Raw genomic sequence first — 1,313 nt, 5'->3', positions numbered from 1 at the left:
TCAAACAGATCATTGATGACACTACTGAACTGCGCGTATCGCGGTGCAAAACTGTAACCGCATAGATCCAGTAAGGCGAAGTTAACATGATTGACACCGTGTGTATCTGTCGAGAGTACGTCAGGTTTGATTTCACTGCTGTTGGATTGTAACAGGTCATAAATATAGTGTGATTCGTGCTCGTTGGAACCGATGATCCGAGCATTGAGGGCGCTGTGGTTGGCCACCAGTGTCATGGCCGTGATCCCTTTGTTGGTGCCGAAATACTTAGAGGAGTACCGGGTTTTAAAGGTTTCCAGATGGGTTTCGAATTTCTGACCATCCGCACTGGCATGCAGCTGGTCCTCCTGAATATGGTAGTGGCGGAAGATGGGTAGCGCTGCAACCGCATTATTGATCACGTCGCTGGCGTCATGCAGCGTTTCAGGCCGGATATAGTTGGCCTGCACCGTACTCAGGTGTTCATAGCTTCGATCGGAGATCTGCGCCATGCCATACACACCACGGTGAGTGGCGTTGGCAATCAGAATGGCCAGTAAATCATCCTGATGAGTGAACCCTTGTTTTTGTATCGGAAGTACATGAGTCAGACATTTCATGAACCCGGTTTCGCGCTCTACATACCGCAGTACATCCGCGATACCGACCGGTTGCATTCGCTTAAAAAAGGGATTGTTGACCAGAGATGTAGCGCTTTTGGTCGGCAGACGCCAGCGGGTACCGGTACGATTTTTCATGATCACATTTCGATTGTCTCCCTCATCAATATGGAGAGCAACGTCTTTGAGTGCACTTTCCAGCCGGTGTTGTTTCTCCTGTAACAATAACTCTGCGGGCTGTTTTAGTCTGTCCAGTGTTGATGAGGCCAGCAAGGTATCCTGCGATGTCTGGGGGATCAGGTCGTCTTCCAGTGCGCGGTATTTGGTAACATTTGGCAAATAAATGCGTCCATTCAGTCGTGAGGTTAACTGCCGGTAGAGCAGCCATTCGTAACGTTGCGGGTTAACGTTATCCTGTTTAACCAACCATGGGAGGTGCTTTTTCGGGATGAGCGACGTATCCATCGTCTTCAGTGGTCCACCGAATGCGATTTCCGTCTGCATCTGTTGAAGTTGGGCGACGACGGCTTCTGAGCCTTTACCGGCCTCACATTCAAGGCACAAAAACACCTGCCTTAACAGTTGCTCCAGGAGATTGCATTGTTCATCGTAATGTTGCCACTGGTACTCTTCCACGGTCCGTTTCTGTTTTTTCAGGTAAAGGCAGAGGGTCTGGATATCCCTGTCATTCATGACCTTCAATGCCTGTTGTCT

At 49.4% G+C, this 1,313-nt stretch carries 1 pseudogene; it reads right to left on the bottom strand.

From position 1 onward, the window contains the following. Nucleotides 1-1,313: pseudogene (locus BIZ39_RS21795) on the bottom strand (Tn3-like element ISShfr9 family transposase); the annotation flags it as partial.

The organism is Alteromonas sp. BZK5, assembly GCF_014349115.1.
GTDB classification, from domain to species: domain Bacteria; phylum Pseudomonadota; class Gammaproteobacteria; order Enterobacterales; family Alteromonadaceae; genus Alteromonas; species Alteromonas macleodii.
The sequence above is the reverse complement of the archived record's forward strand: the minus strand, read 5'-3'. Positions and strand labels throughout refer to the sequence as shown.